Consider the following 25066-nt stretch of genomic DNA (forward strand, 5'->3'; position numbering starts at 1 on the left):
AGGTAGGATGAAAGTCGCTTGCCGCATAGTCGCCGTCCTAGTGCTCGCCTTTTTGCTCGCACCGATTGTGGTCGTGGTGCTGTCCTCATTCTTCGAGTCGGGATTCATCGAAGTTCCGCTCAGCCAGCCTTCACTGAAGTGGTACAGTCAATTCTTCAGTAGCGACGAGTGGATTTTAACGGCGGCCGACAGCGTCGTCATTGCTTTTGTTGTCGCGGTGGCGAGCACTGCCCTAGCGCTGACAACCGCATTGGTGACCGCGCGCCGCCATTTTTGGGGCCGCGCATCATTCGAGTTCATGATTTTGGTGCCGCTGGTATTGCCGCACGCCGCAATGGGTGTCGTGATGCTGACCGTGATCGGATCGCTCGGCTGGAATGGAACGTATAGCGGCATTGTGCTGGCCCATACAATCCTAGCGTTACCCTTCGCTTATCGACCGATCCTGAACAACATGCGGAGCCTTGAGAAGGATGTCGAGGAGGCGGCGATGAATCTGGGCGCGACGCCCGTCGTGATGTTCTTCAAGGTTATTCTTCCACTGATGCGGCCGGGCATTGTCACGGCACTCATCTTCAGTTTTATCATTTCGTTCGACGAGTCGACCGTGACGCTCTTCCTAATCGGACCCGACGCCACAACTCTGCCAGTCAAGATTTTTGCCGCGATACAGGAGGACGCAAGTCCGATTATATCGGCAATTTCGACGATGTTGATCGGAGCAACCGTCTTTGTACTGATCGCTGTGCAGAGGTTGGTTGGCTTGGAGGCGTTTGCTGAGGCCGAGGGAGGGCCAGGCCGGCGATAGCAACGGCTGCTGTGTAGAAGGCGTCCGGTCTCTTCCGACAGGAGGTGCTTGACGGCGGAAAAAAGAAGCTGCCGTCAGCCGGGGCTATATGCATCATATGCATGAAAGTAGGTACTTTTGTTATTGGCGTTGTTTTGGCGAACTGTTTTTAGTGTTGCCCAGCATATGGCTGGCACGCAGCTCCATCGAGGATCGATGGCTGAATGGCTTCGACGTTTGCGACGCAAGAAGATGAGTCTTGGAGACGAAAAGGAGCCATGAAAAGCGAAGACTTCAAGATGATCTCAAAGCTCATTGGCTTGATGCATGGATCAGGGGTCGAGGAGCTGGAAGCATCCGACGGAGACTTGCGCGTAAAGATCACGATGTTTGCGGCCGCACAGGGTAGGCAGGAAATGCATGGGGCGGCGCCTTCCGATCCGCCAGTTGATGCGACCGTGTCGAACGAAGCCGTCGACGAAACGACGTCGTTCGTCTGCGCTTCAATGCAGGGCATTTTCCATCGCGCGCCCGCGCCGGGTGCCGAACCTTTCGTAGTAGTTGGAAGCCGGATCTCCACAGGTCAGCAGGTCGGCATCATCGAAGCGATGAAGCTCTTCACTCCACTGCTCGCTCCGACAGCCGGTGTAATCGAGCAAATATTGGTGGAAAACGGAGTGGAAGTGCAGGCCGAACGGCCATTGTTCAAGGTGAAGTGCAATAGCAATACCAGTAGCGATGGCGAAGCGACATGAAGCCTTCCAGGCCGATAGAGTTTGCAAACCCGCAGGTGAGCTTGTGCGGAAGTGCGGCGCTCTTGTTCGATGCGGAGGGGCCGATGTGTCTACCCACACAGGAGCGTATCTGGACTCTTAGCAAGCAGGTCGGTCAATGGGACGTGGTTGTCGATACTCAAGTCGGTATGAATAATCTTCTCGTCCTGTTCGACTCTTCGAAGGCCGATCCGGAAGCACTTGCATCGAGACTTCTGGAGAGCTGGAGGAAAGTTGAACCGGGCGGTCCACAAGGGAAGCTTCTTGAGGTTGGTGTCGTTTATGGAGGCGATCGCGGCATGGACCTTGGTGAACTGGCTGCTCATCACGGTATCGATCCGGAGACCGTCGTAAAGCTGCATTCCACTCCGGAATATGTCGTGTTCGCGCCCTCCACGACGCCGGGATTCGGCTATCTCTTCGGTTTAGACCCACGTCTCTTCACACCTCGAAGAAAGGTGCCCGTGGTGCGTCCGTTTGGGGGAAATGTGACGATCGGGGGCGGGCAATCAAATCTTGGAAATCCTCGCGGCGCCGGTGGGCCACCGACGTTTCCGACCGGCTGGTACGTCATCGGGCACGTACCGGAGGCGCCGGTGCCGTTTGATCTAAGTCGCAATCCGCCAAATCTTCTCGATGTCGGTGATCGAATTCGCTTCCGCGTGGAGCGCATAGAGAGATGATTGAGGTTGTTCAGACTCCGCCGCTCAACTCCGTGCAGGATGACGGCCGTGTCGGCTTTCGAGGATTTGGGATTGGACGATCCGGGGCGATGGATCACGTGGCCTTGGCGGCGGCCAATGCGCTTTTGGGAAACGAGGAGAACGCGGCCGCCATCGAACTGCAATTGTATCCGTTCGCGGTGAAGTTTCATTCTGACACTCTTTTTGTGCTTACAGGCGCGACAGCTCGTGCAAAGCTCGATGGCGTGGCGGTACTTCCTTGGTGGGTGACGCCGGCTCGCGGCGGCCAAAAGCTTGTGGTGTCCGAGCCGGTGGACGGTTTGCGGACGTATTTGGCGATCGCCGGTGGCGTCGAAGTTCCCGTAATACTCGGATCTCGCAGTACGCAGCTGCGCGATGGCTTCGGCGGCTTTGAAGGGCGCTCGCTTAAGGCCGGAGACCAATTGGAGGTAGGGCACGCCGCTCCGGTCACTCTGCGGGATTTAGGAGGATATGGCGCCAGTCCAGCCTTGTCTGAGCTGCCGTCGGCGACGTGGGCGGGCAGCAGCCCGGGGGGAGTCATCCTCCGCGTCATTACGGCATCGGAGTACGACCTGTTCGACGAATCCTCCAAAACCGCCTTTTGGACCACACCTTGGACGATTTCCACGAAAAGCAGCCGGATGGGCTATCATCTTACGGGCGCGACACTGTGCCGGACGCATGACGTGGAAATGAGGTCGCACCCGATCGTACCTGGCGTCATTCAGGTGCCGCCTTCCGGTGATCCGGTGATACAACTGGCGGACGGTAACTCTGCGGGCGGTTACCCGAAGATTGGTGTCGTCATCGAGCCCGATCTTTGGCGGATTGGGCAAGCAAGGCCAGGCCAGTGTCTTCACTTCGTTCGGTGCAGCTTCGCCGAAGCTCGCGATGTCGAGAGGGTGACGCGCAGCTACATCGAGGAGATCCGACGGTTGGCAAAGTTTTGTAGGTGTTCCCCGCGAGCGAAGCTCCCATGAGCATCGAGTCTTGGGAATTAGCGGAGTTGATCGCCCAAATGAAACGGGCAGGCGTGAAAGAGTTGGAGGCGCAACGCGGAGAGAGTTCGATCCGCCTCTCTCTGGGCCGGCACAACCGCAAAATGGTGGGGACGAGAGCGCTAGAGCTGGCTGGCGTCGAGCGGACCGACGCAGCCACGTTCGTTCGGGCTCCTGCTGTGGGTAGGTTCTCGAATAGACACCCGTTGGGAGAGGCGACGACCGTAGGAGATCACGTTCAAGAAGGTGACTTGCTCGGGGTGATCGCTATCGGACCAATCTTCAGGCCGGTGATCGCGCCCGTCGCCGGTCGTGTGATCGAGCAGGTCTGCCGCAGTGAGAGCGACGTCGAATACGGAACGACGCTATACCGCATAATGGCATCGGGCTGAAACGAAGGTCCTGCCGAAAGGAGCACCCATGGAGATTGATCTCAATTCTGATCTTGGCGAAGGCCTTGGCCGTTGGAGGATGGGAGACGACGAGGCGCTGATGAAGCTGGTCTCATCAGCGAACGTCGCTTGCGGCTTTCACGCGGGCGATGCGGTCATCATGACGCGCATGGTCGAGGCAGCGAAAGAGAACGGCGTAGCTCTCGGCGCACATGTCGGGCTGCCGGACATACTCGGTTTCGGGCGTATCCCGATGAAGATCGATCCGCGTGACATGCAGAAGCATGCGCTTTATCAACTGGGTGCGCTTTCTGCTATCGCGAAGGTCAATGGCTACAAGGTTACCCACGCGGGGACCCATGGCGCCCTGGGCCAGATGGCACAGGAAAACAAGGAATATATCGAGAAGATTCTCGAAGTGTTCGCGGCGTTCGACAGGGATCTGATCATCGCGGCTTCGGTCAAGAGTCACGCAGGCACATTCGCGAAGTCGCTCGGATTGCGGGTGGTAGGCAAGATCTTTGCTGACCGGGCATACGACGACGAGGCTCGCTTGGTTAATCGGCGACATCCGGGCGCACTTATCACCGATCTGACCGAGGTTGCGAGGAGAATGAGCCAGTTCCTCGATGACGGGACTATCACGTCCGTGTCGGGAAAGCGGATCAAGGTCGACGCAAAATGTGTCCTGGTCCATAGCGATACTCCGGGCGCTGTGGAAATCGCGAGAGCCGTAAGGACGGTGGTCGAAGACGGCGGAGGACGTATCGTTCCGCTAACGGAGCTTGCGGCGTAATGTCGGTGCGGTCCATATTGATCGCTAATCGAGGCGAGATAGCGCTCCGGATCATTCGCGCGTGTCGGACGCTGGGGCTGCGAACAATCGCTGTCTGCTCCGAGGCAGATCGAGGGGCGGCTTACCTTGCTCTTGCCGATCGAGCGGTCTGCATCGGCGGCGCGGCGGCAGATACGAGCTATCTGGATATTGGGGCGGTGATGCTCGCAGCAGCCGCCGTTGGTGCCGACGCAATTCACCCCGGATACGGGTTCTTGTCGGAGAACGGAGACTTCGCGGAAGCGGTCGAAGGCGCTGGGCTCATCTTCATTGGTCCGACCTCCGATGTTGTCCGGCTAATGGGGGATAAGATCGCCGCGAAGGCGAAAATGCGCGAGCTCGGCGTGCCTTGCGTTGCGGGAAGTCATGGCGCGCTTCCCGATGATCCGCAGCTCTGCCAAGCGTGTGCGACCGAGGTTGGGTACCCTCTTATCATTAAGGCGGCGGGCGGCGGCGGCGGTCGCGGCATGCGGATCGTACGAGACAGCGCAAGTCTCCACCAAGCGATCGGAGCCACGCGGGAGGAGGCGAGGCGGGCATTTGCCAATCCGACGATCTACCTGGAGAAATTTTTGGAGCACCCGAGGCACGTCGAGATCCAGGTCATCTGCGATGGGGGAGGCGAGGGAGTATGGCTCGGCGCCCGCGACTGCTCGATGCAGCGCCGCCACCAGAAATTAATTGAAGAGGCGCCGCCGCCAGGCGTGCCTGAGGCCAATATCGCCGAACTTGGGGAGCGCTGTGTAGCCGCTTGCCGGGCGATCGGCTATCGCGGCGTAGGCACCTTCGAATTTCTCTACCAGGACGGGATATTCGCTTTCATCGAGATGAATACGCGCATACAGGTCGAACATCCAATAACCGAGGAAACCAGCGGCATCGATATCGTGCGCGAGCAGATTCGGGTGGCATTGGGCGAGCCGCTCGGACTTCGTCAATCCGAGGTCACCTGCAGAGGCCATGCTATTGAGTGCCGGATCAATGCGGAACATCCTTTCGACGGCATTCCTTCTCCTGGTCGTGTTGAGAGCTGGCTGGCTCCGGGCGGACCGGGAATTCGGGTCGATACCCATATCGTGGCAGGTTCGGAAGTCCCTTCACACTACGACTCCTTGATAGCCAAGGTGATCGCTAGGGGCGAGGATCGTTCGGAGTGTATCGAGCGCATGCTTTCGGCCTTGGCAGACCTGCGCGCAGAGGGTATCCGGTTGAACACCGAGCTTCACTCGGTGGTATTGAAGGACGCGTCCTTTCGGGACGCGCGCCTTAGCATCCACTCCTTGGAAGACATCCTTCGACGGCGCGCCTCGTCCGATCGACGGTGAGCGTGATAGGCGACGGCCCGTCGAACCTAATGTGCAATCGAGCACGCATCAAAGGCGGGCAGCCTTGGGCGAATTCGTGCAGTGCGAGATCGCGTCCGATCGAGTCGATGACTTCGGGCTCGGGTCCCAGGAAGATATCAGCTCTCGCGGAACTCGGTCAGACCGAATTCCTTCAAGACGGCCTCGGTATGTTGTCCGAGGGACGGCACCGGGTCCATACGCGGCTGCCAGGACTCACCGCTAATTGGTCGCAAAGATGGCATCGGGCCCGCCGGGGTTTCGATATAAGCCCAGCGCTTGCGGCTGCGCAGTTGCGGATGATCCCACACGGCGGACATGTCATTCACGCGAGCCGTACCGATCCCGGCGGTCTCGAGGCGCGAGATGGCTTCGTTCGACGGCAGCTTGCGGAACGTGTCACAGATGACGGCATCGATCTCAGCTCGCTCTTTCATCCGGCCCGCATTGCCCTTAAAGCGTGCTTCGCTGGCCCACTCGGGCCGTTGTAAGACGATCGTCGTGAACGCGGCCCACTCGCGATCATTTTGAAGTCCGAAAAGTACCATGCCATCAGCAGTTTCGTAGGGCCCATATGGGAAGATCGTGGCATGGCCAGCTCCCGCCCGAGCCGGAGGTTGTGCTCCGTCCATCGCATAGTAAAGCGGATATCCCATCCATTCCACCATGGCCTCCAGCATCGAGACTTCGACATGATCGCCCTGTCCGCTTTTGGCTCGACGCAGCAAGCAGGCCAAAATGCCCTGAAAAGCCATTGTGCCCGCAGCGATGTCAGCAATCGAGATGCCGGCCTTTGCAACGGCGTCCGGCGTGCCGGTCGTTGACAAAAAGCCGGCCTCCGCCTGAATCAGTAGATCGTATGCTTTGCGCTTCTCCCACGGCCCATTCGGACCGTATCCAGATATGTTGCAAGTAATCAGCTGCTTGTATGTGGAGCGCAGCACGCCATCGGCGAGCCCTAGGCGGGCAGCTGCCCCTGGAGCAAGATTTTGCACAAACACGTCTGCGTGCGCGATGAGCCGTTGCACGGCTTCCAACGCTCCCGGCCGTTTCAGGTCGAAGGTGACGCTCTCTTTCGACCGATTGGTCCAGACGAAATGACTGGCAAGACCACGCGCACGCGTATCATAGGCCCGAGCAAAGTCGCCACCATCGGGCCGTTCGATCTTTATGACTCGGGCGCCGAGGTCGGCAAGCTGACGCGTGCAATAGGGAGCCGCGATTGCCTGCTCGATTGCGATGACCAATACCCCGTCCAGTGGCCGCGTCACGACACCTCCGACCTTAGATTGTAGCTTCCGCCTTCATGATAAGCTCGTCCCGATCGTTCGTGGCCCACAGCAGGATTTTTCCGGTTTCGTCCGGCGGACTGCCATTCAGATGAAGTTCGCTGCCGTCGAAAAGCGGCGACACCGCGCGGAAGGAATATGCCTTCACCACCACTGAGGAAGGGAGACTGCGCCTAACGAGATCGATCAGGAGAGTAGCAATGAGCGGACCATGGACGATCAGGCCTGGATAACCTTCCACCGCAAAGACGTACGTTCGGTCATAGTGAATACGATGGCCGTTGAACGTGAGAGCCGAATAGCGAAACAGCATGACGGTATCCGGCACGATGCTGCGATGCCATGGTCCTTTCGGTGCAGTTGATCTCGCTCTGTCGGCGGGCGCTGTGACATCTCGATAGACAATGTCGTGATGGTCCGTCAGAAGTAGATGGCCGTTCTCGTCGTGGACGGCGTGCCCTACCGTGACGAACACCAGAGGGCCGGTCGTACCTTGTTTGGACGTCACGCTTTCGATCGTCGATGTCCGCTTGACATGCATGCCCACGCGCAGCGGGCTCTTAAAGGTGAGCCTGCTGCCCGCCCACATCCGCCGGGGAAGGTCATGGATGGGAGGAAGAAAGCCCCCGCGCTTGGGATGCCCGTCAGGCCCTAATGTCGATTGCCGTTCGTTAGGTAGAAAATACAACCAGTGGGCCAGCGGAGGCAGCGCAACCCCCGTTGAATAGAGCTGGTGGTCGGTTTCGAGGGTCGCATCCAGACGCTCAATCGGACTGGCTGTCACCATGTCTTCCTGGGTTACTGTGCGCCCGATCCATTCCTGGTAGTCGTGTCCGTCAACCATCTAGACCTCTCGTTCTGGTCGAACCTATTGGATATCGCTGGTGGACCAACAGTCGTATTATCCAGCAACAGCATTCGGAGTTGGAGAAAGGCATGCATTTCGATCTGGTGGATCTGCGGCTGCTTGTGCTCGTCGTGGACAGAGGTGGGCTTGCCGCGGCAGCCAGACATGCCAACCTCTCTGTTTCTGCGCTGTCCGAACGCATGAAATCGCTAGAGGAGCGGGCTGGCCTGCAGTTGTTCGAGCGTACGGTCAAAGGGACACGACCGACCTCAGCGGGACTGGAGTTCGCCGGGCACGCCCGCAGCATACTTATGCAGGCAGAGCGGCTGAGCGGGGCGGTCCGATCGTGGAGAAAGCGCGAACGGGGCCTGATACGGATGCGGGCCAATTCGAATGCCATCGCAAGCTTCCTTCCGGATGTCTTGGCGAGCTATCTCGCCCGGCATCCCGACGTGACGGTCGATCTCCAGGAGCAGACGTCGGATCTCATCGCGGTGGCGGTAAGAGCGGGTGAAGCAGACCTCGGAATTGCCGCCGAGAATGCGCAGTTTGAAGGGCTGCGAACGGAGCCATTCGGAGTGGACCGCCTTGTCGTACTGGTTCCTCCGGGGCATTGGCTCGCCGACTACACCTCAATAGGGTTCGCCGAGGTGTTGAACGAGCACTTCATCGGCCTAGATGAGCAGGCATCCATTCAGACATATCTCGCCGATCATGCGCGAAGGCTCGGTCGAGAGCTGGTCATCCGCATACGTTTGCGAGGGTTTGAAAGTGTTTGCCGCATGGTGGCTGCGGGCGCCGGCGTTGCCGTCGTCCCAGTAAGCGTCATCTCTTCTTCGGTGAAGGACGCAGGAGCGCGGGCTGTCGAGTTGTCGGATAACTGGGCCCAACGCAATCTTGTGGTCTGCCTCCCGGTCGATCGTCCCGTATCAGATCTGGTGCAGAGACTAATAGCGGACATAGCGAGGTCTACTAGGTCTCGATTCGCCGAAATCGGCGGAGATGCCGGCCCCCTGCGGACATAATCAGCCAGTGTTCGCCCACCGCGAGGGCGGCTTTCGGCAGAAACGAGTTTACAAAGAGTTCGCCGCGTGCGCTTTAGATCTCGGCCTCGCATGAGGCGTTTCCTCCCTGACTCGCCGAGGCCTTCAAAGGTCTCGGCATTTTCGTGAGATGAGGATGGGCAGAGTGCCGCTCGCCGTTAGCGAAGAATGGTGAGCTTATTATGGGAAAAGCCCTCGGGTCGTTTTCGCTGCCCGCACTCGTTCGACACCTATGGCCATGGCGGCGGTTCGATGAGAGACGTTGTCACGAGCGGCGCGGGTAACCATATCGTTGAATGCGCGATCGAGGATCTGATATTCCCTCCGCATAACCTCTTCTTCTTCCCAGAACAATTGCTGGAGGTCTTGAAGCCACTCGAAATAACTCACGATCACGCCGCCCGAGTTACAGAGAATATCCGGTATGAGGAATATCTCGTTGCGGCGCCTCTCTAGGACCAGATCAGCCTCCGGAGTGGTCGGGCCGTTGGCGCCCTCAGCAAGCACGCGACATCGCAGATCCCGCGCCACGCGATCATCGATCACCCGCTCCATGGCTGCTGGCACAAGGACGTCGCAAGGAAGCTGCAGGAGCTCGGCTGGATCGAGACGGGGCGCTTCGTGATAATCAGACAGACTTCCGTGCCTCGCCGCATGACGGATCAACTGTGTGACGTTGAGGCCTGCACGGTCGTAAAATGCGCCCGTGTGGTCGCCGACACCTACTATCTTGACGCCGCTCCTGCTCAACTCCAGTGCCGCGTACGAGCCGACGTTGCCGAAGCCTTGAACCACCGCGGTCGCCGTCGACCAGTCGATCGACAGATCCTTCAAAACTCGTTTGGCCAGATGGGCGACGCCGCGTCCTGTCGCCTCCCGACGCCCTAAGGTGCCTCCCGCGCCAACAGGCTTGCCGGTTACGATCTCCGTTACGGTACGCCCCTGGTACATGGAATACGTGTCCATGAACCACGCCATCACTTGCTCGTTGGTGCCCATATCGGGAGCCATGACGTCGACGTGCGGACCCACGAACGGAATCATCTCCTGCATATAGCGGCGCGAGAGCGCCTCAAGCTCTCGGTGGGAAATCTTCGCTGGATCGACACGAATACCGCCCTTCGCGCCGCCATAGGGTAGTCCGACCAGTGCGCATTTCCAGCTCATCCAAATCGCGAGGGCGGCGACTTCGCCGATATCAACACTAGCGGCAAAGCGCGTTCCTCCCTTGGTCGGCCCGAGTGTAAGGTGATGCTGGACTCGATAGCCCTCGAATACGGAGATCGACCCGTCATCACAATGGATGGGGCAAGAAACCGAGATGGCGCGCTTGGGAAGAAGCAAGCGGCTGCGTTCGTCGATGGGAATTGCCAGATGATCGGCAATCACGGTGAACTGTCGTGAAGCCATCTCGAAGACGGGCCCACTATAGATGCTCATTTTGGCTCCGATTTATCAATAAGCGACGGCCCGGGAGCAATCGACTAAGCGCCCGCGAGCGGATGGAGGACGCGCGGCTGTCTCGCAGCGCCGGCGATCACGTGAGAACTTGCGGGCGTGCAAGCACGCAGGCCCGAAATAGCAGCGGGATGTCTACTGCAATCGGAGCCACACGCTCTTCGTCTGAAGGAAATCCTTCATCGCGTCGATCCCACTTTCACGCCCCAAGCCGGATGTCTTGTAACCACCAAAGGGAACGGCAGGATCAGTCTTCCGATACATGTTGATCCAGACCGTTCCGGCCTGGAGTCGGGCTGCGACGCGGTGAGCGCGACTTACGTCCTTGGTCCAGAATCCCCCGGCTAAGCCGAAGTTGGTCGCATTAGCCGTGCGGATCGCATCCTCTTCATCCTTGAACGCGATAACAGAAAGAACGGGACCAAAGACTTCCTGCTGGGAAATCGTCATCGTGTTCTTCACATCGGCATAGATCGTCGGTTCGACGAACCATCCCTTGCCGCATTCCGGGGCGTGGGATCGCTTGCCGCCAAGCACTAGCCGCGCGCCCTCCGAGCTGGCTGTGTCAATCATCGAAAGTATCTTGCGGAATTGCTGTTCCGTCGCGACAGGGCCGATGTCGGTCGCTGGATCCAACGGGTCGCCCAGCCGCATGCCGCTTCCACGCCGGACCAGCTTTTCAAGGATCTGTTCAAGCACCGTCTCTTGAACGAGTAGGCGGGAGCCCGCGACACATGTTTGCCCGGTCGAGGAGAAAATACCTCCGACGGCACCGGCTGCCGCAGCATCCAGATCGGCGTCCTCGAAAATGATGTTAGGCGATTTCCCGCCCAGTTCCAGGGCTACCGGTTTGAGGTGGCGAGCGGCGAGCTCGTAGACTTTGCGACCGGCGTCGACACCACCAGTGAAGGAGATCTTGGCGACTAGTGGGTGCTGGACCAGCGCGGGTCCGATCTCGGAGCCGTAGCCGGTAAGAACATTCACGACGCCGGGCGGCACTCCAGCCTCTTCGAGCAGATCCACGAACAACAGTGTCGATGTGGATGTGAATTCTGATGGCTTGACGACCACCGTGTTGCCGGCGGCGAGGGCCGGGGCAATCTTCCAGGAAAGAAGTCTCAACGGCGAATTCCACGGAGTGATCGCGGCGACGACGCCGATCGGCTCGTATCGTGTGTAGTTGAAATAATTCTCCGGATCGACGGGGATAACGGAGCTGTGGACCTTGTCGGCAAGGCCGGCGTAGTAGTGATACCACTGCGCCATCGTCTGCATTTGGGTCCGCATTTCGGAAATAGTCTTTCCGTTGTCGCGGATCTCCCATCGCGCCAGGCTCTCGATGTTCTTCAGCACGAGATCTCCAACCCGGTGAAGAATAACCCCTCGCTGCTTTCCGGTCAGCCGAGGCCAAGGTCCTTCGACGAATGACCTGTGTGCGGAGTCGACTGCGTCGTTCACGTCGGAAGCATCGGCTTGCGGGACAGTCGCCCAGGTCTCTGATGTAAAAGGGTTCTGTGTTTCCAATCGCCGTTGGCTCTTTGACGCGCGCTTTTTTCCTCCGATCACCATCTCGAAGTGCTGCATTCCATCTCCTCCGTTTGAGCGTTCGCAACAAGCAGCTCAATAGATCGAGGTAGCAGCATGGGCAACGACAGCAGCTGTTATGGAAGTATGATCAAAATGAAAGAGGAGGCTTGTCCTGCGCGTAAGCTTCGGGGACTTCGAGTAAATTTGTCGCGACGGCCGTGGTTTGGTGCAGCGCGGGAAGCGACCGGCTGTCGATCTCGCCTTGACGTCTCCGGCTCACTGATCGTAGCAATCACTACGACGTCGTCCCGGTTGCCGGGTTGGTCGGAGATACAAGGAGGATCGTTCATTGTCAGCAGCTGTGCACGCAGAGAGCCGCGTTAAGGCGAAGGAAGCCGCCCGGGCGGGCTGGCAATATGAGTTGTACGACCTGCTCCGACGAAACAACTTCACGCAGTTTGCCTACGTCCCGGATGCCGGCCACACCGTTCTCATCAACGAGTCGCTCGCAGATGCCGAGGTCGAGTCGATCGCGCTTACAACCGAAGAAGAAGGTGTCGCGATGATGGCGGGTGCCGAGTTGGGCGGCGCCCGTGGCGTGCTGCTTATGCAGAGCAGCGGCGCGGGTAATTGCGTCAACCTTCTCTCCCTGATAGCGGGCGGACGCTTCCCTTTCTTGACGCTCCTGAGTATGCGCGGAGATTTCGGCGAGGGTAATCCCTGGCAGATGCCGATGGGGAGGGCCGTCGAGCCGGTCCTGGAAGCGATGTCGGTTCGATGTCTGCGTGTAGACCGGCCTGAGGACGTCGTGCCTGTCGTCTCGGCTGCCATCACGATGGCCTTCCAAGGCGGCGAGGCAGTTGCGGTCCTCCTCACTCAAAAACTCATCGGCGCGAAGGCGTTCTAGGGGGCATGATCATGAAAGCAAATGTTGGCAATCCGGAGTTCGACGAGCGCTACGTCCTTGATCGACGTGAGGCCGTTCCAGCGTTAGTGGGAGGTCACAAGGAGTTCCTGTTCATCGCGGGCTTGGCTGGCACCGCGCGCGATGTGACTTCGCTGGTGAACGATGGTCCGTCCGCCTATGGTCTCGGAGGGGCCATGGGGGCGGCGACGATGATGGGGTTGGGTCTCGCTCTCGCTCGTCCCGATCGTACCGTCATCGCCTTTTGCGGTGACGGAGAGTTGCTGATGAACGTCGGGTCCCTGGCCACCATCGGCGTCCGCAATCCTCCCAACTTGAGAATCGTTTGTGTCGACAACGGTCACTACGGCGAAACCGGCTACCAGCGCAGCCATACGAGTTTGGGCGTAGACCTTGAGAAGATCGCCGTCGGGTCCGGCATCAGGCGCACCCTGACTATCGGTACAGCAGCCGAGCTACCGAAAGGCAGCAAGTTGCTGCGGGAATCTGAAGATGCCGTCTTCATCTTGATGCGGGTCAAGCCCACCGATCCGCCGAAGTTTAAGCGAACTCTGGATCCGGCCGTGTGCCGCGTCCGTTTCAAGGCTGCTTTGGCGGATGCAGCTCGTGCGGGCGGCTGAGTCGAAGAGGCGCGAAGTGCCGACGGCACGCAGCGAAGACGCCGCGCCGTCGGCTACCGGCATCGACGTTCGCGATGTATCGAAGATCTTCGCGCTCGGCGCTTCGGAACAGACCGTGGCGCTCAAGCCGCTTTCCCTCACGATCCGGAAGGGCGAGTTCTTCAGCTTCATCGGACCGTCGGGATGCGGCAAGACAACCTTGCTCCGCATCATCGCCGGCCTCACCACCCCCACGACAGGTGGCGTTTTCATAAATGGCACGCAAGTGACCGGACCGGATTCACGGATCGGTATGGTCTTCCAGAAGTCCACGCTTCTACCCTGGCGAACGGTTCTTCAGAATCTTCTCCTTCCCGTCGAGGTGACGAAATCATGCTCGATGCAAGAGGCGAGATCGCGGGCCGATCGCCTGCTTGAGATGATGGGAATTGCCGCTTTCAAAAATCGCTCGCCAGACGAGTTATCCGGCGGCATGCAACAACGAGCGGCGATAGCTCGGGCGTTGATCACAGATCCCGAAATCCTGGCCATGGACGAGCCCTTCAGCGCGCTCGACGAATTCACGCGTGAGCGCCTGAACGATGAACTGATGGGTCTGCAAAAGAGCGCGCAAAAGACCATCATCTTCGTCACGCACAACATATCCGAAGCGGTCTTTCTGTCTGATCGCATCGGAGTGATGGCCCCAAGACCCGGGCGCTTAGACAGCATCATCGAAGCGCAGGGCTTTCCCGCTGTGAGGGACGCCTCACTCCGGAAGAAGCAAGAATTTTTCCGGGAGGTGGCGAGAGCCCGGGATGCCTTCGATAGGCTTCATTTGTGACTCGGGACCTATCGTTCGATGTTGTAAACGGAGAATGCAAGTGTCCAGCCAGGCCGTGAGAAGCGAATCCGAGATCGGCTCAGTCCCCTCGATCCTAGAGGGGGGCCGAAAATTCGGAGCAGCACTGCTAGCGCTCGGCATTGCGCTGCTGCTTCTCGCTATCTGGCAACTCTCGTCCCAATATCGACTTGTGTCCGCTCTGATCCTCCCGAGCCCAGCTCTGGTAGCGGGCGCGCTCTACGAAGGCGTGGTCGGCGGACGCTTCCTGAACGACATCCTCGTGACATTCAACGAAACCGTACTTGGCTTCCTGTTTGGAACGGTCGTCGCCATCACTCTGGGGGCGACGTTCGCATATTCGGGGCTCCTGCGGCGTGCCGGCTATCCCTACGTCATTGCTGTTCAGACGTTCCCGAAGATCGCTATCGCTCCCTTGCTGATAGCCTGGTTCGGATACGGCATAGGACCGAAGGTCATCATTTCGGCTCTACTCGCCTTCTTTCCGGTATTCACCGCTACACTTGCCGGATTCACTGAAGTGAACTCGGACATGATCGATCTGCTGCGATCGATGAAGGCGACGCGGCTACAAGAACTTCGCAAATTGAGGCTGCCCTTCGCGATGGCTTTCATCGTGCCTTCTCTCGATGTGGCCATCGTGCTGGCTTTGCTCGGAGCAATCGCTGCCGAACTGGTCGGCGGAGCCGCAGGTCTGGGGCAGGTCATTCAACAAAAGTCGTTCACGGGCGACATAGCGGCCGTTTATGCGGTCCTCGCTCTCACGGCCGCAATCGGCATAAGCCTTAGAAGCATCGTCAGGACGGTGACCCGAGCTCTTCAGTCAATGGCGTGGGGCTGATTGCAGGTATGGGCACGCAATGCCTTTCGGCACGATTGAATGGAGGAAGTCCTTGCGTTTAGTAGGTTGTTTGGCGGTTGCAGCCAATCTGTCCGTCTTCGTCTGTGGTGCGACGCAAGCCGAGAGTCTGAAGGAAGTGACCTTCGCATCCTCGGATACAGCATTGAGCATCGGGTCCGCGCCTTACTCATCGCTCCAGCCCACCTTGAAGTTGCCGGAGAAGTACGCGGGGGTGACGGTCAAGTTTCAACCTACCGCTGGCGCGACGGCTGCGGTGCAGGCCGTAAGCAACGGCAATGCATTCTATACTTTGGTGGCGTTAGCGTCCTTCTTGCCGCTCGCCCGTCAAGACCCGAACCTTGTTATCGTCTCGTTCGACCCCGGCAATTCTCTCCGGGTGATTGTGCCCCCCGATAGTCCGGTGAAGGGTCCCTTAGACCTGAAAGGTAAAGTTATTGGAGTCGGTAGTTTTGGCACGGCGGCCTATCCGTATGGCAAGGCTATCCTCAAGGAAGCCGGCCTCGATCCCGACAAGGACGTGACCTTCCTGCCGGTCGGTCTCGGAGCACCAGCGGCGGACGCTTTGAAAAGCGGCAAGATCCAGGCTTTCGCGGGGTTCGATAGCCCGAACGCGGTGATCGGAAATCTCCTCGGCGTGAAGATGAGAGACGTGCCGTCCCCGCTGAACGATCTCGTTGGTATGGTCGGTATGGTTGTCACCCGCAGTGAAATCGAAAAGCATCCGAAGGTGGTCGCAGGCCTGTGCCGTGCGCTCTACGAATCGTTCTTCTTCGCCGAAGGAAACATCGAAGGGACCGTGCGCAATCACTTTAAGGTCTATCCTGGCCAGCTCCCATCGAACAAACCACTTGATGAAGCGGTCCGGGAAGGCGAGGTCATCCTGAGAGCCAAGCTCGACGTCGTGAACCACAGAGGAGCCGGTGGCATCATCGGCTACCAGGAACTGCCGACCGTTCAGCACACCGTCGACAAGCTGTACGAGAACGGAATCCTTCCGGAGCGGATGGAAATATCAAAGTACGCGGACCAACGGTTCAAGAACGATTGTGGCGGTTTCGATCCCGCTGAGCTCCGGGCGCAGGCCCGCGCTTGGAAACCGCAATAGAGGAAATCGACAACTGGACACCGAGAGAGGAGAATATTCAATGACGGTCATCGAGCATCTTGCAAAGTGGGGGTCCGAAGCGCCCTTCGAACATTCAAGGGCAGCGCGAGACGTCGCTCGGCACGCTGTTGAAGACGTAATTGCCTGCATCATAGCGGGATCCAACGATCTCGGCGCCTCTAACGTCCGCAAGATGGTGTACGCCTCCGATAGTGCCGGTCCTGGCACGGTCGTCGGAGAGGAGAAGGCCGTGTTGCCGCAGCTGGCGGCGCTCGCAAATGGAACGGCCGGCCATGCATTGGACTATGACGATACGTTCCTTCCGGGCGTCAATCACGCCAGTTCGGTTCTCGTCTCGGCCCTCATGGCGCTTGGCGAGCAAGCGGGATCCTCGGGCGCCGAATTAATCGATGCCTATTTGGTCGGTCTAGAGCTCCAATTCGCGGTCGGCAGCGGTGTGATGCGTAGCCACTACGATTTTGGTTGGCACTCCACTTCGACGATCGGGTGCATCGGAGCCGCCGGCGCCTGCGCGCGGCTTCTCAAGCTGGATGCCAGGCGCTTCGCGCATGCGCTCAGCCTCGGGACGAGTATGGCGTCTGGGTGCAAGGTCCAGTTTGGCAGCATGGCAAAGCCTCTGCACGCCGGGCTTGCCGCTCAGCACGCCATCGAGGCGGCCCAATTGGCCGCGGCCGGCGTCGAGGGACGGCTGAATGCGCTTGAAGGAGGGATGGGCTTTCTCGAATTGTTCGGCGGCAAAGGACCGGCTGGCTGGGGAAAAAACATCGAGAAACTGGGCGCGCCGATGACGGCGGAGTCTCGCGGTCTCATGTTCAAACGCTATCCGTGTTGCGCCTCGACGCACCGGGTTCTAGACGCGTTCTTCGAGCTAAGGGCGCAAGAGAAGTTCGAGGCCGACGAGGTCGAAAGCATCAACACGCTAATTGGATACGGTAACTCGCGAAATCTGATGTACACAAATCCAGTCTCCGAAATGGAGGCTAGATTCTCTATGCAATATTGCATGGCCGTGGCTCTTGTCGACGGTGCTCCGAAGCTCAGTCACTTCACGCCGCAATCCGTCAAGCAGGAAAAATACCGTCGACTTTTCGGACTGACAACCGTCAGTTGCTACGATCCTGCGGAGGAGCAGAAGAACGTCGACCTAATGCGTCCTCATGTCATTACCGTCAAGTTGAAGAATGGCCGGTCGCTGGAACGGTCGCGGGATCTTCCGGTCGGTACCCTCAAATACCCGTTTAGCCTCGACGACCGCAAAGCAAAATTCGACGATTGCTGCAAATCTAGATTGGACAAGGTATCCTCCGATAGGCTCTTCGAGGCCATCAACAATATCGAGAGCGAAGGGCATCTGTCCCGGTTCACCGGTTTGCTGCGATTCGGAGCAAAGGCAAACCACGCTTTCCGCACTTCGAGCTTCGCGTGAGTGCGGCCGGAAGACCACGCATCCGGCCTCACGTGATCCATTCAGCGCAGAACGACTGCGACCGGAAAAAAATATGTCGTCGAAGCCACTTCCCCTGGATCAGGTTAGCGTAGTCGAATTCTGCTCGACGGCAGCGGGGCCTTTCGCGTCCATGCTGCTCTCGGATATGGGAGCGAGCGTCATCAAGGTCGAACCGCCAAATGGAGATGGCTTACGCCAATGGCCGCCGTTGACAGAAGGATTTAGCGAGAACTTTGCCTCACTCAATCGCAACAAGAAATCGATCGTCCTGGATCTCAAGAATGATGAGGACAATGACATTGCGCGGCGGCTTGTGCTCGATGCCGACGTGCTGATCGAGAACAATCGTCCCGGCGTGATGGAGCGCTTGGGGCTCGGTTATCCGCAATTCGCCGCGGAGAGGCCGGATCTTATCTACTGCTCGATATCCGCATATGGTCAAACCGGACCTCGAGCCGACGAAGGTGGGTTTGATCTCACCATTCAGGCCGCTGCTGGCGTGATGAGCGTAACGGGCGAAAGCGATGGAGCGCCGGTCAAATGCGGAGTTCCGATCTCGGATTTTGCGTCGGGTCTATACGCCGCTTTTGCCGTGACCTCCGCTCTGGTGCGGGTTCGGGCGGGGGGCAACGGCGCTCACATAGACGTTCCGATGTTTGGCTGCACGTTGGGTATAGCCGCGTTACAGACAAGTGAATTTTTCGGGACTGGTCTGCTCCCCCGCAGATTGGGATCCGCCCACCCGCGTAATGCGCCCTACCAGGCTTATCGAGCGGCGGACGGCTTCTTCGCGATTGCGGCTGGCAACGACGGACTGTGGCGCGAGGTCTGTCGTGTCGTCGGACGCGACTATCTCGTCACCGATGGGCGTTTCCTTACCACCGCTGACAGGGCTTCGAACCAGCACTCCCTCAAGGAGCTGCTGGAGGCCGTATTCGAAACCCAGCCGGTCGATTACTGGATCGGAGCCTTCGCGAAGGCTCGTGTGCCTCATGCAAGGATTAATAGCTACGACGCGGCCCTTGGAGATCCTCAGACGCGCCACATGGGATGGATCAAAGAACTCCAGTTGCCGGGTGGACGAACGACGCAGACTTTCGCATCGCCCCTGAAGTTCGGCGGCGAAAGCTTTGAAATCCGGAGCCGACCGCCCCTGCTGGGTGAACATACAAAGGAGTTCCGTGACGCCTACAGCCGCAGGCAGCCGGACCTCAACCGAGTTTCAACAAGGTCGGAGGACTGAGGTGAGCCAAAAGCTGCTTGCATTTGTGGCCGAGGTGACACGCTGTGTCGAAAACGTTCAGGACGAAGTCATAGTCGTTTCGCGCGTCAGGAAGGCGATGAGCGAGCTTGTGTCAACGGATGACTGGTTGCCTGAGACGATGGCGCTGTCCGATCCCAAATTCTATCAGCAACATCTGCTATATGGAGACCCTCTTGATCGCTTTTCGGTCGTGAGCTTCGTTTGGGGACCGGGCCAGCAGACGCCGGTCCATGACCATTCCGTGTGGGGTGTCATCGGCATGTTGCGAGGATCCGAGATCAACCAGAGGTACGGCCGGACGGCCTATGGGATGGACCCGATCGGTGGTTCCGAGCGACTGGAGCCAGGCGACGTGGAAATCGTGTCGGAAGCGGTTGGCGACATTCATCAAGTGCGAAATGCGTTCGATGACCGCGTGTCCATTAGTATCCACTGCTACGGTGGGAATATCGGGAGAATCCGACGTCATGTCTTCAAAGATCTCGGTGAGACCCAAGAGTTTGTCTCGGGTTATTCCAATGCTCTCACTCCCAACCTCTGGGCGCCAGCGCAGTGAGTGGGACGGAAGACCTTTTCGTCGGTCGCGCCGACGGTGTCGTGCGATTGCGCCTGAACCGACCGGAAGTAGGCAACGCCTTGAACCCAGGTTTGATCGCGGCCCTCACGCGCGAGGTAGAGGAGGCACGAAGATCGTGCGCCAGGCTTATGATCGTCGAGTCGAGTGGGCGCAACTTCTGCACTGGCTTTGATCTGTCGCGACTCCAGGAGGAAACAGACGATACGCTATTGGCAAGATTCGTCCGTATCGAATATTGTCTCCAGGCGATCAAGAATGCACCTTTCCCGACGTTGGCAATAGCCCGAGGGCGAGCGATCGGAGCCGGGGCCGACCTGTTCTGCGCCTGTGCCATCCGTTGGATCCTACCGGGGTCGTCGTTCGTCTTTCCGGGAGCGAATTTCGGCCTTGTCTTGGGTACCTCAAGGCTCGCCGAGATCGTCGGCGCCGCGACGGCCGCGGAATGGATCATGGGAGGGGCGACGGTCGATGCGCAATCCGCGCTGGAATCCGGCTTGGCTATGAAACAAATTGGCTACGAAGACATCGAAAGGGCAGTGTCTAGCGAGACCGCTCGCGCCTGTCGGCTAGATAGTTCGACGCATCAATCGATTTGGATGGCTGCAGCGAGTGCTCGCAGCGTTCGCGGAGAAACGGGTGACGGCTTCGACATGCTGAGGCTCATCGCGTCCGCTTCGCAGGTCGGCCTAAAGGAAAGAATAGCATCATACCGAACGGCAAGCCAATCGATCTGGCCCGTCACGTCACCTTGATATAGGATCGTGATCTAACCTCGCCGAACAATCAGCGTGAACGATGTTACCTCGGGCCGGCCACAATTTGACCTTCGAAACGTTTCGTCCGGTCGGTCACCATCGCTTCTTTTGAGATGGTAGCTGCGACGTCTGACAATCTGACGAGATATTGCTTGCCGGCCTACTCCGCTTGTTTGGTCTCATCACACACAAGATCGTCGACGGACCCAGGCGTCTTTGAGTAGCTTACATTTAGCAAATATTCGTCGCGGCGGAGCCTACTTTTGCGCTCGAGGACGGCGCCGCCATCAATCCTTTCCACCGCGACATGCCGCGCCTGTCGGTGGATATCGACCACACCTATCTGCCGGTGGTTCCGCGCCCCAAATCTCTGGCCCCGATCGATGCGGCGATGGAGCGCATGGCGGCGGCCATCAGGAAAGGATTGCCGGCAGCACGGGTGACGGAAGTCGTCAGCGCCGGTGAAAGATTGTCATCAAGCTGACCGTCCAGAGAGGCGCCGCGCAGGTCAGGATCGAGGTCACGCCGGTGATCAGGGCCGAGCTAGAGCTGCGCGATGTCTCGTCGAGCGTCGAAGAAATGTCCGGCTTCCGGACCCAAATGGAGCTGCTCAGGCTGTTGTCAAGTAAACCAATTCGTCATATATGGCATATAAACAAGTGTTAGTCGCCACATATGGTGATATTATGAGTTCGCCCAAATCCAATGCCGCGCTTGAACGTCTTGGTCACGACCTTCGATCGGCTCGCCTGCGCCGTCGTGTGGCTGTGGCCGACTTGGCTGCGCGCGCGGGTACGTCGCCTAGCACCATCGCACGCCTGGAAAAAGGCGATCCGGGAGTCGCCGTAGGCACGCTCGCGGACGTGCTCGTCTCTCTCGGGCTTATCGAGAATCTCGCCGATCTCGTCGATATACGGAAAGACGATCTGGGTTTGGCGTTGACGTCGGAGCGGTTGCCGCAGCGCGGTCGATCGTACGCTGCAAGGCTGCGCAAGCAGGAGAGGCAGGGCGACAAGGACGGGAAAAACGAACCGGACGATGTTGATCCGAACGGCGTGGCCTTCTGATGACTGAATACTACGCCCAAGTAGCCCTTGGCGAAGGCTTAACGCGAGTCGGTGAACTACGCTTCACGCAGACCGGGCCTCGTCAATTTTCGATCTTCACCTATGACCCGGCCTGGGCGAAGGATCCGCGTGCTTTCGCATTGCAGCCGAACATGCCCTTTGAGGGCGGGCCGTTTCATGCGTCGGCGCAGTCTGGCAATTCGCGCGAGGCGCTTGCTGGCGTCTTCTCCGATGCTGCGCCCGACAGCTGGGGGCGCAGACTGCTTGAACGTGCCTATGGCAATGGCCTCTCTGAATTCGAATATCTCACACTGTCCGACGATACATGCCGGCAAGGTGCTCTGCGTTTCATCGATGAACATGGGAAGATCATTACCGGTAAGGCCAACGAAGCGGTACCGCGTCTTCTTGATCTAGAGGCGATCACGGCGATTGCCCGCGCCTACGAACAAGGCAAGGAGATTTCCCCTGCGGACATGCAAGCTCTTGCCGGAGCCGGCGGCTCGGGCGGGGCTCGGCCCAAAGCCAACGTTCGTGACGGCGACGTTCTCTGGCTTGCCAAGTTCACTTCCGTCCACGATCAGCACCCGATCGAACAGGTCGAGGTCGCGACGCTGAACCTTGCCAGGATGTGCGGCATCCGCATTCCAGAGGTCAGACTGGAACTCGCTGACACGAAATTTCCGGTCGCGCTGGTCCAGCGTTTCGATCGACGCGGCCGCGCCCGCATTCCCTACATCTCCGCCCGAACGGCGCTCGGGAAGACAGGCTTAGAGCTCGGTTCGTACACGGAGATTGTCGATTTCATGCGGACGTCAGCTCCGGATCCGCAAGTCGATTTTGAGGAGCTCTATCGGCGGATGGTCTTCACTATCCTTGTTTCGAACAAGGATGATCATCTGAAGAACCATGGCTTCCTGTACGTCGGTTCGGGACGGTGGCGTCTGTCGCCGATGTTCGATGTGAACCCGGCGCCCGATCGCAACCCGCATCTCGAGACGGCGATCATGGAAGGTGGCACGCACGACCGATCAATCAAGCTCGCCCTCGAGGCCTGCGAGTTTTTCGAAATCACCGACGCCAACGCGCGAAAGATCATCCGAGATACAGCTCAACGCGTGTCCGATGGATGGCGGGAAACTTTCCGACGGGCAGGGGTCGGCCGTGCCCAATCGCGCGACTACGAAGCCGCCTTCGTCCATGATCAGAGCGACACAGCGCTTGGTCTATAATTCATCATATATGAAATGTTATCTGCTTCAATATATCATATTTGACTACTACGTAGTGATGCGCCAGAGACTTGCGAAGGCGCGGCCGGGTTCCCTCTGCCCTATCCACTTAGGTACGATCGACGATTTGCCTCGTATCGGACGGGAGGCATTCCAAGATTTGTGCCTCGCCATCGTGGCGGAAGATTTGAAGTCCCCGATACAGAACTTTTTGGCCTCCCACGATGGCGGTCGGACGAGCATTTCCCGGCGCTTGGGAAGGAGGCGAGGCCGCCCCGCGCCGGAAAGTGCACGATCCAGATCAAGCATTTCGGAAATGCCGCCGCCCGTCTATCTCTGTCGCACCTCACCAAGAAGCCGGGTGTCAAACGCCATCCGGAACTGAGGGGGCAGTTTTCCATGGCGCGCGACAGCCGGGCAATGCCAAGGAGCTCGCTGCCCAGGGGGCGCGCAGGCGATTACATCTTCATTACGAACGCCGGGGTTTCGGGAGCTGCCGAGGCAAGCATCTGCAGGCTTTCGAAAAGGCCGGTGTGCAGCGTTGTCGCGTGTTTGGAGGCGACTGGGTCGCGGCCCAGCTTCGGAGCCGCCCGTCCCCGAGGATGCTAATTCCGCGAATCTACAACCTCACGCATCTCCGACAATTCATCGACGGCGGAGCCTATCTTCAGGCATGACATCTACTCGGCGCGATGGGCGACAAATCTGCGCTGCTTCGCGACCACGGACGCGCATAGACGGAGCGTGGAAGCGCTGCTGGATCACCGGTTCGTCTTGCTTCGCGGGATCCGGCTTCCGGCAAATCGATGATCGCGGCGATATCGTCTCTTGGCGCGCTGGATGACCTTGCTATAGCCGAGCACGAGGAAGGCGACAGGTGGACCTTTCGTCATCCGACGATCGCGGATGCCTATTCGTCGCGGGAGGCCCCGACCTCGTCGAGATATACCTGCCCGGAGCCAAATCCGAGCGACTGCTGGCGTACGTGTTTTGCGGACGTCGCAGCGATGTCGATGCGTCAGAACGCCATAGAGCGCAGAAGGTACTATTGGACGTGCCGATCAATAGCGTCCTTCATTACTTCCTAGCCGAGCGCTGTGATGAAGATTTCTGCGCACTTTCGTCGAGGCGCGCCCAGAGATTTGGTAGTTCCCCTGCATATTCCGATGGCTGACGGCAATAACATCCGCTTGCTTGCCCGATTCAAACAAATCGTCCTTTGTCCGAAGAGGACATTGAAACCTGATGAGGGAGATACGGGAATACGCTGGAATGCTTCGACGAGTCGATTTTCCAGGATGGACGTGTGCGATCACTGTTGCCTTCTGACGAATTCGAACGGCTCTGCGCCGACGTGAAATGGGAATGGCTTGCCGACCTTGGTGCGTCGGTCGGTCGCACGCGAAGAAGTTACAGCTCGAGCGATCAGGCAGGAATGTATCGTGACTTTCGCGATTCTCTCGAGGCCGCCGCAAAGTATTTTTGGGACGATGACGCGTTGCAAGCGGCGTTGTCAACGGCTTTGCGCCGGATGGACGAGATGATCTACGAGGATGAGGACCAGCGGCCTCCCCGCGGCGAAGCGAAACTTTCAAATCTTCGCCGAAGATCTCCGGAGCGTTGATCGAGATATTCAGTGATGTAGATGAAGAGTAGGGGCGCCATGATCTTGATCCAGCGCTTGCCCGGGGCAGTTCAGAAAATCGTGCCTGTCGTACCCGCGGCGCTGTTTCGCGGTGCGTTCGCCGTTTTCGTTGAAGTCCGACAGGCCCGGAGCTTGCGGGCTTCGCCTCGGTCACCTATCGCGAGCTCAGCAGCGATTGCCACAAATGCCGTTATGAAATTTCTGAATCGTCGGCCCTGGTCGATTCACTTATTTAATTGGACGGTTGATTCGGGAATTGCGATTCTGGCGCATGTCCGAACTCACCGTGCAATAAGCCCGCAAAGTTCTACGTGCTGACGATCGAGCCGACGCTGTTTGGCGATACAGCATTGGTGCGCGAATGGGGCCGCCTCGGTGGGCACGGCCAACGGCGGCTCGATCTGTTCGATGGGCACGTGCAGAGGCGCTTGAGTCCTGGTTCAAGCGCAAGACCCGTCGTGGTTACGTACAGCGGCACTTTCGCTTGGAGCCGGCTGCGACGTGCGGCAAGCGGTCTGATCTGGAGAAAATCTCCAATTAAAGTATGTCAAAGTAATCCGAAGGTATTTCGAATCTATTCCGAGAATTGCAGTATTCCATAGTACAACAATAGCGTACCTTCGCCGTGATCGAGGCTCATCAGGAAGGCTTTCCGCTCTCTACGTCAAGCTACCTTATCCTGGTTTGAAGTCGGAACATCGAGATGAAG

26 protein-coding genes are annotated in these 25066 nt (G+C 58.6%); 22 read left to right on the top strand and 4 right to left on the bottom strand.

Annotated features, from left to right (window positions below; translation table 11 throughout):
• Nucleotides 1-7: 7 nt before the first annotated feature.
• The 7 genes from XH83_RS36005 (at nt 8) to XH83_RS36035 (ending at nt 5814) form a co-directional block, all read left to right on the top strand.
• Nucleotides 8-808, top strand: a complete 801-nt coding sequence (locus XH83_RS36005) for an ABC transporter permease (protein WP_128929673.1) — start codon at nt 8-10, stop codon at nt 806-808.
• Between the two features lie 257 nt (nt 809-1065).
• Entirely contained in the window at nt 1066-1542 is a 477-nt protein-coding gene (locus XH83_RS36010) for a biotin/lipoyl-containing protein (protein ID WP_164933834.1), read from the top strand.
• Nucleotides 1539-2243 carry an allophanate hydrolase subunit 1 gene (locus XH83_RS36015; protein ID WP_128929671.1) on the top strand — a complete coding sequence of 235 codons (705 nt, stop codon included), beginning with the start codon at nt 1539-1541 and terminating at the stop codon, nt 2241-2243. Before XH83_RS36010 ends, XH83_RS36015 begins: the two co-directional genes overlap by 4 nt.
• Nucleotides 2240-3244, top strand: a complete 1005-nt coding sequence (locus tag XH83_RS36020) for a biotin-dependent carboxyltransferase family protein (protein ID WP_128929670.1) — start codon at nt 2240-2242, stop codon at nt 3242-3244. The genes XH83_RS36015 and XH83_RS36020 overlap by 4 nt, the downstream gene beginning before the upstream one ends.
• Complete coding sequence (locus tag XH83_RS36025) at nt 3241-3654, top strand: biotin/lipoyl-containing protein (protein ID WP_128929669.1); 414 nt, start codon at nt 3241-3243, stop codon at nt 3652-3654. Before XH83_RS36020 ends, XH83_RS36025 begins: the two co-directional genes overlap by 4 nt.
• 28 nt (nt 3655-3682) lie before the next feature.
• Nucleotides 3683-4450, top strand: a complete 768-nt coding sequence (locus XH83_RS36030) for a LamB/YcsF family protein (RefSeq protein ID WP_128929668.1) — start codon at nt 3683-3685, stop codon at nt 4448-4450.
• Nucleotides 4450-5814: an acetyl/propionyl/methylcrotonyl-CoA carboxylase subunit alpha gene (locus XH83_RS36035; RefSeq protein WP_128929667.1), complete on the top strand. Its 1365-nt coding sequence runs from the start codon at nt 4450-4452 to the stop codon at nt 5812-5814. Before XH83_RS36030 ends, XH83_RS36035 begins: the two co-directional genes overlap by 1 nt.
• Before the next feature lie 137 nt (nt 5815-5951).
• On the opposite strand, the gene XH83_RS36040 is transcribed toward XH83_RS36035, so the two are convergent.
• Together XH83_RS36040 and XH83_RS36045 are read right to left on the bottom strand one after the other, a co-directional pair.
• The gene (locus tag XH83_RS36040) at nt 5952-7103 is read right to left on the bottom strand and encodes a CaiB/BaiF CoA-transferase family protein (RefSeq protein WP_128929666.1); all 1152 of its coding nucleotides are present in this window, start codon (nt 7101-7103) and stop codon (nt 5952-5954) included.
• 13 nt (nt 7104-7116) lie between these two features.
• Complete coding sequence (locus tag XH83_RS36045) at nt 7117-7965, bottom strand: MaoC family dehydratase N-terminal domain-containing protein (RefSeq protein ID WP_128929665.1); 849 nt, start codon at nt 7963-7965, stop codon at nt 7117-7119.
• Between the two features lie 92 nt (nt 7966-8057).
• On the opposite strand from XH83_RS36045, the gene XH83_RS36050 reads away from it, so the two are divergent.
• Nucleotides 8058-8993, top strand: a complete 936-nt coding sequence (locus XH83_RS36050) for a LysR substrate-binding domain-containing protein (RefSeq protein ID WP_128929664.1) — start codon at nt 8058-8060, stop codon at nt 8991-8993.
• 198 nt (nt 8994-9191) lie between these two features.
• Here the strand turns inward: XH83_RS36050 and XH83_RS36055 are convergent, their stop codons facing one another.
• Both XH83_RS36055 and XH83_RS36060 read right to left on the bottom strand, forming a co-directional pair.
• Nucleotides 9192-10451, bottom strand: a complete 1260-nt coding sequence (locus XH83_RS36055) for a Glu/Leu/Phe/Val dehydrogenase (protein WP_128929663.1) — start codon at nt 10449-10451, stop codon at nt 9192-9194.
• A gap of 153 nt (nt 10452-10604) precedes the next feature.
• The gene (locus XH83_RS36060) at nt 10605-12053 is read right to left on the bottom strand and encodes an aldehyde dehydrogenase (RefSeq protein ID WP_128929662.1); all 1449 of its coding nucleotides are present in this window, start codon (nt 12051-12053) and stop codon (nt 10605-10607) included.
• A gap of 292 nt (nt 12054-12345) precedes the next feature.
• Between XH83_RS36060 and XH83_RS36065 the strand changes: the two genes are divergently transcribed.
• From XH83_RS36065 to XH83_RS36130, 14 genes are all read left to right on the top strand, one after another.
• Nucleotides 12346-12903, top strand: coding sequence for a phosphonopyruvate decarboxylase (locus XH83_RS36065; RefSeq protein ID WP_232995587.1), 558 nt, complete (start codon nt 12346-12348; stop codon nt 12901-12903).
• 5 nt (nt 12904-12908) lie between these two features.
• Nucleotides 12909-13541 (top strand): thiamine pyrophosphate-dependent enzyme, encoded by a 633-nt coding sequence (locus XH83_RS36070; RefSeq protein ID WP_206733166.1) that lies wholly within the window; start codon nt 12909-12911, stop codon nt 13539-13541.
• A 16-nt stretch (nt 13542-13557) separates the two neighbouring features.
• Nucleotides 13558-14364 (top strand): ABC transporter ATP-binding protein, encoded by an 807-nt coding sequence (locus tag XH83_RS36075; protein ID WP_164933835.1) that lies wholly within the window; start codon nt 13558-13560, stop codon nt 14362-14364.
• A 40-nt stretch (nt 14365-14404) separates the two neighbouring features.
• Nucleotides 14405-15223 (top strand): ABC transporter permease, encoded by an 819-nt coding sequence (locus XH83_RS36080; protein ID WP_164933836.1) that lies wholly within the window; start codon nt 14405-14407, stop codon nt 15221-15223.
• Between the two features lie 70 nt (nt 15224-15293).
• Nucleotides 15294-16349, top strand: a complete 1056-nt coding sequence (locus XH83_RS36085; RefSeq protein WP_194408519.1) for an ABC transporter substrate-binding protein — start codon at nt 15294-15296, stop codon at nt 16347-16349.
• Nucleotides 16350-16389: 40 nt separating this feature from the next.
• Complete coding sequence (locus tag XH83_RS36090) at nt 16390-17796, top strand: MmgE/PrpD family protein (RefSeq protein ID WP_128929658.1); 1407 nt, start codon at nt 16390-16392, stop codon at nt 17794-17796.
• A 73-nt stretch (nt 17797-17869) separates the two neighbouring features.
• Nucleotides 17870-19060 (top strand): CaiB/BaiF CoA-transferase family protein, encoded by a 1191-nt coding sequence (locus XH83_RS36095; protein WP_128929657.1) that lies wholly within the window; start codon nt 17870-17872, stop codon nt 19058-19060.
• Between the two features lies 1 nt (nt 19061).
• Nucleotides 19062-19637 carry a cysteine dioxygenase gene (locus tag XH83_RS36100; protein ID WP_164933837.1) on the top strand — a complete coding sequence of 192 codons (576 nt, stop codon included), beginning with the start codon at nt 19062-19064 and terminating at the stop codon, nt 19635-19637.
• 41 nt (nt 19638-19678) lie between these two features.
• The gene (locus XH83_RS36105; protein ID WP_232995649.1) at nt 19679-20410 is read left to right on the top strand and encodes an enoyl-CoA hydratase/isomerase family protein; all 732 of its coding nucleotides are present in this window, start codon (nt 19679-19681) and stop codon (nt 20408-20410) included.
• A gap of 310 nt (nt 20411-20720) precedes the next feature.
• Nucleotides 20721-20897: a hypothetical protein gene (locus tag XH83_RS39980; protein ID WP_232995585.1), complete on the top strand. Its 177-nt coding sequence runs from the start codon at nt 20721-20723 to the stop codon at nt 20895-20897.
• A 202-nt stretch (nt 20898-21099) separates the two neighbouring features.
• Nucleotides 21100-21480, top strand: a complete 381-nt coding sequence (locus tag XH83_RS36115; RefSeq protein ID WP_128929654.1) for a helix-turn-helix domain-containing protein — start codon at nt 21100-21102, stop codon at nt 21478-21480.
• Nucleotides 21480-22712 carry a type II toxin-antitoxin system HipA family toxin gene (locus XH83_RS36120; RefSeq protein ID WP_128929653.1) on the top strand — a complete coding sequence of 411 codons (1233 nt, stop codon included), beginning with the start codon at nt 21480-21482 and terminating at the stop codon, nt 22710-22712. The genes XH83_RS36115 and XH83_RS36120 overlap by 1 nt, the downstream gene beginning before the upstream one ends.
• Nucleotides 22713-24018: 1306 nt before the next feature.
• Nucleotides 24019-24336, top strand: coding sequence for a hypothetical protein (locus tag XH83_RS36125; RefSeq protein WP_128929652.1), 318 nt, complete (start codon nt 24019-24021; stop codon nt 24334-24336).
• Nucleotides 24337-24668: 332 nt separating this feature from the next.
• The gene (locus XH83_RS36130; RefSeq protein ID WP_232995584.1) at nt 24669-24959 is read left to right on the top strand and encodes a WGR domain-containing protein; all 291 of its coding nucleotides are present in this window, start codon (nt 24669-24671) and stop codon (nt 24957-24959) included.
• Nucleotides 24960-25066 lie beyond the last annotated feature (107 nt).

Origin of the sequence: Bradyrhizobium sp. CCBAU 53351 (assembly GCF_015291745.1) — a bacterium.
In the GTDB taxonomy this organism is placed as follows: Bacteria; Pseudomonadota; Alphaproteobacteria; order Rhizobiales; family Xanthobacteraceae; genus Bradyrhizobium.

Bases quoted from the DNA above. Each gene is read 5' to 3' on its own strand.
- XH83_RS36090 (WP_128929658.1), top strand. From the start codon at position 16,390: ATGACGGTCATCGAGCATCTTGCAAAGTGGGGGTCCGAAGCGCCCTTC.
- XH83_RS36070 (WP_206733166.1), top strand. From the start codon at position 12,909: ATGATCATGAAAGCAAATGTTGGCAATCCGGAGTTCGACGAGCGCTAC.
- XH83_RS36060 (WP_128929662.1), bottom strand. From the start codon at position 12,053: ATGCAGCACTTCGAGATGGTGATCGGAGGAAAAAAGCGCGCGTCAAAG.
- XH83_RS36035 (WP_128929667.1), top strand. From the start codon at position 4,450: ATGTCGGTGCGGTCCATATTGATCGCTAATCGAGGCGAGATAGCGCTC.
- XH83_RS36115 (WP_128929654.1), top strand. From the start codon at position 21,100: ATGAGTTCGCCCAAATCCAATGCCGCGCTTGAACGTCTTGGTCACGAC.
- XH83_RS36095 (WP_128929657.1), top strand. From the start codon at position 17,870: ATGTCGTCGAAGCCACTTCCCCTGGATCAGGTTAGCGTAGTCGAATTC.
- XH83_RS36050 (WP_128929664.1), top strand. From the start codon at position 8,058: ATGCATTTCGATCTGGTGGATCTGCGGCTGCTTGTGCTCGTCGTGGAC.
- XH83_RS39980 (WP_232995585.1), top strand. From the start codon at position 20,721: ATGCCGCGCCTGTCGGTGGATATCGACCACACCTATCTGCCGGTGGTT.
- XH83_RS36045 (WP_128929665.1), bottom strand. From the start codon at position 7,965: ATGGTTGACGGACACGACTACCAGGAATGGATCGGGCGCACAGTAACC.
- XH83_RS36020 (WP_128929670.1), top strand. From the start codon at position 2,240: ATGATTGAGGTTGTTCAGACTCCGCCGCTCAACTCCGTGCAGGATGAC.
- XH83_RS36120 (WP_128929653.1), top strand. From the start codon at position 21,480: ATGACTGAATACTACGCCCAAGTAGCCCTTGGCGAAGGCTTAACGCGA.
- XH83_RS36005 (WP_128929673.1), top strand. From the start codon at position 8: ATGAAAGTCGCTTGCCGCATAGTCGCCGTCCTAGTGCTCGCCTTTTTG.
- XH83_RS36025 (WP_128929669.1), top strand. From the start codon at position 3,241: ATGAGCATCGAGTCTTGGGAATTAGCGGAGTTGATCGCCCAAATGAAA.
- XH83_RS36055 (WP_128929663.1), bottom strand. From the start codon at position 10,451: ATGAGCATCTATAGTGGGCCCGTCTTCGAGATGGCTTCACGACAGTTC.
- XH83_RS36030 (WP_128929668.1), top strand. From the start codon at position 3,683: ATGGAGATTGATCTCAATTCTGATCTTGGCGAAGGCCTTGGCCGTTGG.
- XH83_RS36015 (WP_128929671.1), top strand. From the start codon at position 1,539: ATGAAGCCTTCCAGGCCGATAGAGTTTGCAAACCCGCAGGTGAGCTTG.
- XH83_RS36010 (WP_164933834.1), top strand. From the start codon at position 1,066: ATGAAAAGCGAAGACTTCAAGATGATCTCAAAGCTCATTGGCTTGATG.